The following is a 7466-nucleotide window of genomic DNA, read 5'->3' on the forward strand; positions in this document are numbered from 1 at the left end:
TTCAAGTCTTTCCTTCGTATTAATTTCTTCTCCACTTATACGCTTTTCAAAAGACTTTCTCCAACTATTTGAAAGTGCATTTACTTCTAATATCCTTTTTACCCCTTCAATATTTTGTTTTTCCTTATGCATAATACGGTTAGCGAATGCTACTGAAACACCTTTTGGATCAGACTGTAGTCTTTTTAAGGTGTCGACTGATGATACCCATCCTTCTTTTAATACACGAAAATAAAATCCTGTATATCCTGTTTCTTGAAAATATAGTGGTAACTTTGGAATATTATATTTTTTTGCTAATTTAAAACAAGGTTGCCTTGGTTGTGTTACCTGTACGATTGCCTGTCCTAGCTCAAATGTATCACCAATACAAACATCCTCTTCGCTCATACCACTAACTGTTATATTTTCTCCGAAAGCCCCATATACAAGATCTTGATTCAATTCTTTTTCCCAGTATGGATAGTGATCACCAGTATAAACACAAACTGCTTTATCTACTCCTCCATGATGAACTAAGTCAGCTTGTCCATCCCCATTAAATTTTACAAAGGATAAATATACCGGTTCCTTTACTTGTTTCTTATTTATGCCTGTATGAACTACCTTTCCACCGTATGTAACCTCTTTTGGTAATCCTATATTTAAAGATAACAATTGATATTCATTAGCCATTCTATTTCCTCCTTTAAAGGTGTTACATGTATTTTCTCTCAATTAATTTTTACAACCCTCTCTGCTATATAAAGATGATTATAAAACCTTTAAAATCATTGTTCAATTCAATTATTTATATAATAATGATAGGTATAACCTATTATTATACTTGAGGTGATTCCAATCGAATTACGACAACTTGAATACTTTTTAGCTGTTTCAAAAGAATTACATTTCACAAAAGCAGCTGAGAAATTAAATATTTCACAGCCTTCTCTAAGTCAACAAATACGTGCATTAGAGCATGAAATAGGAATGCCACTTTTCGATCGAATTGGTAAAAAAATATCTTTAACTGAAGCAGGGAAGATTTTATTATCACATAGTAAAACCATTTTTCATGAAGTCGAACAAGCTCGTTCAGCTATTCAAGACCTAAACGGATTACAGCAAGGTTCCTTAACAATAGGGGCTTTGTTAACCGTCGTAAATTATTTACTACCAACAGCTATTTTAAATTTCAATAATTTATATCCCAATATAGAGCTTTCTGTATTAGGGCTTCGCACAGGAGATATTCGTGAAAAATTATTACGAAACGAACTAGATATTGGAATTACATTTCTCCCGGTGCAAGATAAAGAGATTCTCTCTATCCCTCTATACAAAAGCGATCTTACATTAGTCGTGCCAACTGGTCATCGATTAGCTGAACGTAATCATGTATCTATTGCTGAATTACAGAACTACCCTTTAATTCTTTTACCTAAAAATTTCTTTTTAACCGAACTAATTACATCTCATTGTCAAAAATTCAACTTTAAACCAAGACCAATTTTAGAAATTAGCACGATGGAATCTTTAATCCAAATGGTTTCCAAAGGAATGGGAATTACAGTGTTACCCAAACCATATATAGACTTTTTACAAAATAAAAACATTCAAGCTATTAAAATAGAAAACCCTACTCCAACAATTGAAATAGGGCTAATTTATAGAAAAGATAAATATATGTGTGCTGCAACTCGAGAATTTATTGAGCAACTAAAAAGTACAGTACGTTCTTTCCAAAACTAAACAAAAGAGATTATCCTATGAAACCGTTTCACAACGATCTAGTAGAATAATCTCTTTTCAAAACAAAGTAAACATTATATTAAACTCTTATAGATTTTAATGTACCTTTTTAGATATTGGAATATATTTAGTAAAATATGCACCAACTAGCAATAATACAATTGAAAATAACCAAGTAAAAGCACCGCCAAAGTGAAACCAATATGCAAACATATTTAAGATTGCGAGTAAAAAGAAGCAAATAGAAGTTAACGCACTTTTCAATCCTTTTATCCCAGATTTTTTTCTCTTTTGATAAGCAATATACATCGCAATAACAAGAAAAAAGATAAGAACAAATGGTAACATAACTTTTAGCATTGGTAATCCCTCCTGTATAAACGCACTCTTTACACTACCATATTATACCACATAGTACTAAAGAACTTTTATTCATTCCTGTTGTTTTTCACTATCTTTCCTTCACATCAGACCTCATCAAAACTCTCAACTAATGATTATTTGCTAACTGATAATTGCCTTGTTAAGATTATGGTAATAATAGAGTTCCAAAATAAAGTGATTTGACATCCGATAAACAAAAACAATACATTGTCCCCACTTATAAGCAATCATCTAATTCATGAAACTAAGAAACTTATTTATCAAAGCAAAAGGAGAATTTATGTATGAGCAATTGCAAACCAATTGATGAATTAACTATTGAAGACCTAAAACAAAACCCCATTTGGGAATGGGCAATAGATGAAGAGGAAAACGAAGAACATGACGAAACATGGGTAAAATCAGCAGCAACTACTAATTTTACAGAGGAGCTAAACGGTTCAATCGTACTAGGCAAACTATTCTTACATAATGGTGAAAAATTCCCTATGATGTTTGAAATTGACATTGAAAATAACGAGGCAGTAATTCGTTCTGTTGTTTATTATAACGAAGCAGAAAATGAGTATATTGCTATAGAAGATATTGTGAAAATGGTCGAAATGCCGTTATCGATTATTATTAACCTAACAATTCATGCAGAATCCAAAACCTTACGCTTCACTGCACATAAAGTAGATATTTGTAAAAGTTCAATAACGACTAATTTAAATTAAAGTTGGGCGAAATAAAGAAAACAATTATTAAATAAAGTGAAGCTTTAATCAGTGGGGGTCTTACTGCCCAGCAAATAGCGGGATAAAAACCGGAAAATGATTATCGATTCCCCGGTTTTTCAAACTAGATTAAAGTATTCCCTTTTCTACTAAAGTCTCTGCGATTTGAACTGAATTCCAAGCCGCACCTTTTAATAGGTTATCAGAAACAATCCAGAGGTGGAATCCGTTTGGCATATCAGGATCTTTACGTATTCTTCCGACAAATGTATCTATTTTCCCTTCTGCATATAATGGCATTGGATACAGCTGTTTACTAGGGTTATCCTGCAAAATAACACCTGGTGCATCCATTAATACTTCCTTAATTTCCGTAACGGTTGCTTCTTTTTCCAGTTCTATATAAACCGATTCTGAATGCCCTGATACAACTGGAACACGTACACAAGTAGCTGCCATTTTCAGGTTTTCATCTTCTAATATTTTCTTCGTTTCTTGAATCATTTTTACTTCTTCAAAAGTAAAATCATTGTCTGTAAATATATCTACTTGAGGCAGTACATTAAACGCTATTGGGTAATGTTTTTTATCTTTTTTCGCCGGTAATATATTACTTTTCACTTCTTCACCAGCAAGCATAGACTTAGCCTGCTCTTGTAATTCATGAATCGCATGAATGCCAGAACCCGATACGGCTTGATATGTTGAAACGATAATTCTTTCTAAACCGAATGATTTTCGAATCGGCTGAAGTGCTGTTACCATCTGTAATGCTGAACAATTTGGAACTGCAATGATACCTTTATGCTGCTTTAAAGTATGCGCATTCACTTCCGGAACAACGAGCGGTACACCTTGTGCCATTCGGTACTCACTTGTGTTATCAATTACAATCGCACCACTAGAAACTGCATGAGTTACAAATTGTCTAGATACTTCTCCCCCAGCGCTAAAAAAGGCAATATCTACACCTTCAAAGCTAGTTGTTTTTGCCTCTTTTATAATTATCTCTCGTCCTTTGAATCTTACTTTCTTACCAGCGGATCGTTTTGACGAAAGCAATGTAACTTCAACTATATTAAACTTCATTTCATTCTCTAACAGTTCAATAATTTTTTGCCCTACCGCACCTGTAGCCCCAACAACAGCTACATGATAGCCCTTTTTTTTCATCTTTTCTCCTCCAATATCACCTAAATGAATATTTCTACAATTTCATTTTATACAGAATTTAATCATTTGGAAAATTAAAATACATGATATAATCATTCACAAATCATGATAATAAAAGAGGGATCGTTTATGGAAATGAGACATGTTAAAACATTTTGCGCCATTGTGAAGTATGGTAATTTTTCTAAGGCTGCGCATGCGCTAGGTTATGCGCAATCTACTGTTACAGCACATATGAAAGCTTTAGAGAACGATTTACATATTCCTCTTTTCGATCGGTTAGGGAAAAAAGTGCTACTTACAAAAGCAGGTCATCAATTTCATCCTTATGCATTAGAATTACTTTCAATATATGAAAAAGCGCGAGAAATCCCCCAAAATAAAGATTATTTAGAAGGTACATTAAGTATTACATCTAATGAATCATTAGCGGTATACCGATTACCACAATTATTACGTACTTACAAACAGAAAAATCCAAAAGTAAATATCGTACTTGAAACAAACACAAATGAACAAGCATTACAAAAATTACGTGAAGGAGAAACAGACGTTGTCTTCATAATTGGAGAAAGTATAGAACATAATGATTTTATTACGCGTACTTTTAGTAATGAAACATTTGGATGGATTTTACCATCTTATTCCTCTGCGCATACAAATCCATTCCAGTTATTACAAGACACCCAGTTCATTTTTACAGAACAAAGCTGCGGCTATAGGCCAATGGTAGATCGTTTTTTACGTCAAAGTGGAAATATTCCAGCTAAAACATTTGAAACTTCCAATGTTGAAGTTATTAAACAATCCGTTATGTGTGAGTTAGGCATTTCAATTCTTCCTTATATCGTTGTACAAGAAAGTTGCCAAAAAGGACAACTATGTTTTCAACCTATCGAAACTCCAACAGTTATTCAAAGTTATGTAATCTATCATAAATCTAGATGGATTTCCCCGGTATTACAATCGTTCCTTTCCTTACTTGAACGAGACTAAAATATTAAGACGTACATAGAAAGAGAGTAATTGCCTAATAAGCAATTACTCTCTTTCATTAATTAGTATACTATTTATTAGTCTGTCCCCCACCTGCAATTAATTTACTACCTGAATATGTACCTTTGTTCATAAACACTTGATTAATTAATTCTTTTTGCTCAGCTTCCGACATTACTCCTTTTCCTTCTCCTAAATTCCCACTTTGTAATTTCCAAATCTTATTGTGATCCCCATCAACCTTTTCATATTTTCCTTGTTTCCATCGTTCTAAAATTTCTACATATGTACTTCCCTGTACAAGATCATTACTCTTTACAATATCAATTAAGCTTTCAATCCGCTCTTGTGTAATAAAAATATAGCCCCACTTTTGATCAGCTTTCGCTTTTTGATGTGCCATTTCATGTAATGCTGTCTGTATGTTCTCATCTGTCCATTTAAAATTTTTATTAAAACCACTATTCGGCAATGAATAATTTCCATTTTCTAAAAGCTTTGCATCTTCTGCTTTTACGTTACTATCAGCTAATACTTCTACTGCTGGAGCAGCTGGTGATGCCTTTTTCGCAGCTGGTTTACTATTATTTAAATAATGCAGCATACCATATGTTAAACCTACTCCAATTACCGCCATACCAGCTATAACACCTATTATTTTCAAAAATGTTTTCATCTCGCTTGTTTCCTCCCAAATATCTCCGTTCTGACTACCTAATTATTTCTTATATAAAAACTGTTACTTCATTCAAAATATCGCATCCCATCCCCTATCATATTATTTATATATACTTCCTCATATTGTATTTCTTTTTCTTTAAAATTGAAAGATTATTCTGTTAAATAATGAAAATATTCTACAAATTTTTCCTTTATATTTATAAAGAAACAAAAAAACAACGAGCGCGTTCTACAACACTCGTTGTTTTTACTTTATGCACGATTTTCTTTTAACCACTTCGTAATAGCATCTAACTTCGAAACATCAAAACGTCTTTCTTCACACACGTTCAAATTTTGTGAGTTTCTCACTATTTCTAATTCATTATTTCTTACACTTTTTGCCTCAATTAATTTACAATACCCATCTGTAACAGTATTTAAATTTTCATAATAACGCTGAAACGATTTTGATATATGTAAATGTTTTTCAAAGTTTCTCCTTCTTTTCGTTTCATCAGATACTTTCCGTTTTCTAAGTTCTTCATCGTTCGTATATAAATAAAAATATTGATTCGGAAAGCCAATTTCCCTATTTATCATCTTTTCTTTATAAAAATTTTCTATTAAAGATAATGGCTGATTAAATATATCAAAATGAAAACACCAATTATAACTAAGTGGCTGATAAATATCGCCATCGAGTATTACTAATTCATATTGCTTTGACTTCTGAACAGCTATATTCCAGCGCTCAACTTGTTTTTCAAAATACCATGTTCTATGTTCATTTTTTGGCCTTTCAAATAAAGAATTCACTTCAGGTATTATATAAGCACCATAATTCTTTTCTAATTCACGGCACGTGGTACTTTTACCAACAGCGCTTGCTCCCTCAAATGCTATTATCCCCATAGTTTCTCCCTCTTTCATTAACTAAAATTTCGTTGTTTCGCTTTTCTTCCCCATAACTTTCTCCATAAAACAATTGAAGCGACAGTGAGCATGATTGTTGTAATGATACTACCTTCAATTCCGAACGTGCCTCCATGCAATGTTTCTGGTCCATTTGTTATAGACTTAAAAATTGGAGTAGAATATACAGTTGTGCCACTAACTGCAAAACCATATACATTATATTGAGCCCAGTTCCAAATTGAGTGCCATGCACATATTCCCCACAGACCGTCTTCTTTCAATACATATAAAGCTGCGAAAACACCCACTAATATTATATTCGATATAGATAATATTGTAATTCCTGGATTAAGTAGATGAAGAAATCCAAATAAAAATGAAGTTACAATTATTCCAACCCATATACGACTTCTAACAGAAAGAACCGGGAATAACCAACCTCGTACAATAATTTCTTCCGTTGCCCCTTGTATTAAAAATGCAACTAGAGATCCTACTATTCCTACTATCACTGTTGAGGTAATATGTTGTACTTGCAATTTCACACTCCCCATTAATAATAGTAGAATAACTGGCGTTGAAATAAATAAAAACCCTATTAACGCACCTTTTAAATACTTTCTCATCCATTTCTCTTTCCAAAAGCCAATGGATGAAAAAGGTCTTTTTTCTACAAAACGAACCCATATAAATAAAATAAATATAGCTCCGCCAAACGTTAACACCATTCTAACATTGTCATAAATACCTTTCATGAATATCGTTTCAGCTTTCGGTAAAAATAACATAAATAACATAAAAAGTTCGCCTAAAGTCAAAAATATAATGGCTAATATTACAGCAAAGACTGGATGGACCTTTTTTCTCCCTGCTTTTGCTGCTTCA

General features: G+C 32.7%; 9 protein-coding genes. 3 read left to right on the forward strand and 6 right to left on the reverse strand.

The genetic code is table 11. From position 1 onward, the window contains the following. The coding region (locus ACQGS6_RS19540; RefSeq protein ID WP_426965454.1) for an MOSC domain-containing protein at positions 1-675 on the reverse strand (675 nt) is incomplete at its 3' end. 156 nt (positions 676-831) lie between these two features. On the opposite strand from ACQGS6_RS19540, the gene ACQGS6_RS19545 reads away from it, so the two are divergent. Beyond that, positions 832-1734: a LysR family transcriptional regulator gene (locus tag ACQGS6_RS19545; protein WP_426965455.1), complete on the forward strand. Its 903-nt coding sequence runs from the start codon at positions 832-834 to the stop codon at positions 1732-1734. Positions 1735-1830: 96 nt separating this feature from the next. On the opposite strand, the gene ACQGS6_RS19550 is transcribed toward ACQGS6_RS19545, so the two are convergent. Then, positions 1831-2094 carry a hypothetical protein gene (locus tag ACQGS6_RS19550; RefSeq protein ID WP_000921856.1) on the reverse strand — a complete coding sequence of 88 codons (264 nt, stop codon included), beginning with the start codon at positions 2092-2094 and terminating at the stop codon, positions 1831-1833. A gap of 308 nt (positions 2095-2402) precedes the next feature. Between ACQGS6_RS19550 and ACQGS6_RS19555 the strand changes: the two genes are divergently transcribed. Then, a complete protein-coding gene (locus ACQGS6_RS19555) occupies positions 2403-2834 on the forward strand; it encodes a hypothetical protein (RefSeq protein ID WP_426965456.1) in 432 nt (143 codons plus the stop codon). A 129-nt stretch (positions 2835-2963) separates the two neighbouring features. Here ACQGS6_RS19555 and ACQGS6_RS19560 read toward each other — a convergent pair whose 3' ends face one another. Beyond that, the gene (locus ACQGS6_RS19560; RefSeq protein WP_000726549.1) at positions 2964-4007 is read right to left on the reverse strand and encodes an aspartate-semialdehyde dehydrogenase; all 1044 of its coding nucleotides are present in this window, start codon (positions 4005-4007) and stop codon (positions 2964-2966) included. A gap of 129 nt (positions 4008-4136) precedes the next feature. On the opposite strand from ACQGS6_RS19560, the gene ACQGS6_RS19565 reads away from it, so the two are divergent. After that, on the forward strand, positions 4137-5003 hold the full coding sequence (locus ACQGS6_RS19565; RefSeq protein WP_000425904.1) for a LysR family transcriptional regulator: 867 nt from the start codon (positions 4137-4139) through the stop codon (positions 5001-5003). A gap of 70 nt (positions 5004-5073) precedes the next feature. On the opposite strand, the gene ACQGS6_RS19570 is transcribed toward ACQGS6_RS19565, so the two are convergent. From ACQGS6_RS19570 to ACQGS6_RS19580, 3 genes are all read right to left on the reverse strand, one after another. Next, on the reverse strand, positions 5074-5679 hold the full coding sequence (locus ACQGS6_RS19570) for a PRK06770 family protein (RefSeq protein WP_000846982.1): 606 nt from the start codon (positions 5677-5679) through the stop codon (positions 5074-5076). Between the two features lie 257 nt (positions 5680-5936). Continuing rightward, positions 5937-6596 (reverse strand): chloramphenicol acetyltransferase, encoded by a 660-nt coding sequence (locus ACQGS6_RS19575; RefSeq protein WP_426965457.1) that lies wholly within the window; start codon positions 6594-6596, stop codon positions 5937-5939. Further along, the coding region (locus ACQGS6_RS19580) for a CPBP family intramembrane glutamic endopeptidase (protein WP_426965458.1) at positions 6596-7466 on the reverse strand (871 nt) is incomplete at its 5' end. The genes ACQGS6_RS19575 and ACQGS6_RS19580, both read right to left, overlap by 1 nt.

Origin of the sequence: Bacillus sp. GMs2/2, from assembly GCF_050172095.1 — a bacterium.
GTDB lineage: Bacteria > Bacillota > Bacilli > Bacillales > Bacillaceae_G > Bacillus_A > Bacillus_A cereus.

Coding starts and splice junctions, on each gene's coding strand:
- ACQGS6_RS19575 (WP_426965457.1), bottom strand. CDS start 6,596: ATGAAAGAGGGAGAAACTATGGGGATAATAGCATTTGAGGGAGCAAGC.
- ACQGS6_RS19555 (WP_426965456.1), top strand. CDS start 2,403: ATGAGCAATTGCAAACCAATTGATGAATTAACTATTGAAGACCTAAAA.
- ACQGS6_RS19570 (WP_000846982.1), bottom strand. CDS start 5,679: ATGAAAACATTTTTGAAAATAATAGGTGTTATAGCTGGTATGGCGGTA.
- ACQGS6_RS19565 (WP_000425904.1), top strand. CDS start 4,137: ATGGAAATGAGACATGTTAAAACATTTTGCGCCATTGTGAAGTATGGT.
- ACQGS6_RS19550 (WP_000921856.1), bottom strand. CDS start 2,094: ATGCTAAAAGTTATGTTACCATTTGTTCTTATCTTTTTTCTTGTTATT.
- ACQGS6_RS19560 (WP_000726549.1), bottom strand. CDS start 4,007: ATGAAAAAAAAGGGCTATCATGTAGCTGTTGTTGGGGCTACAGGTGCG.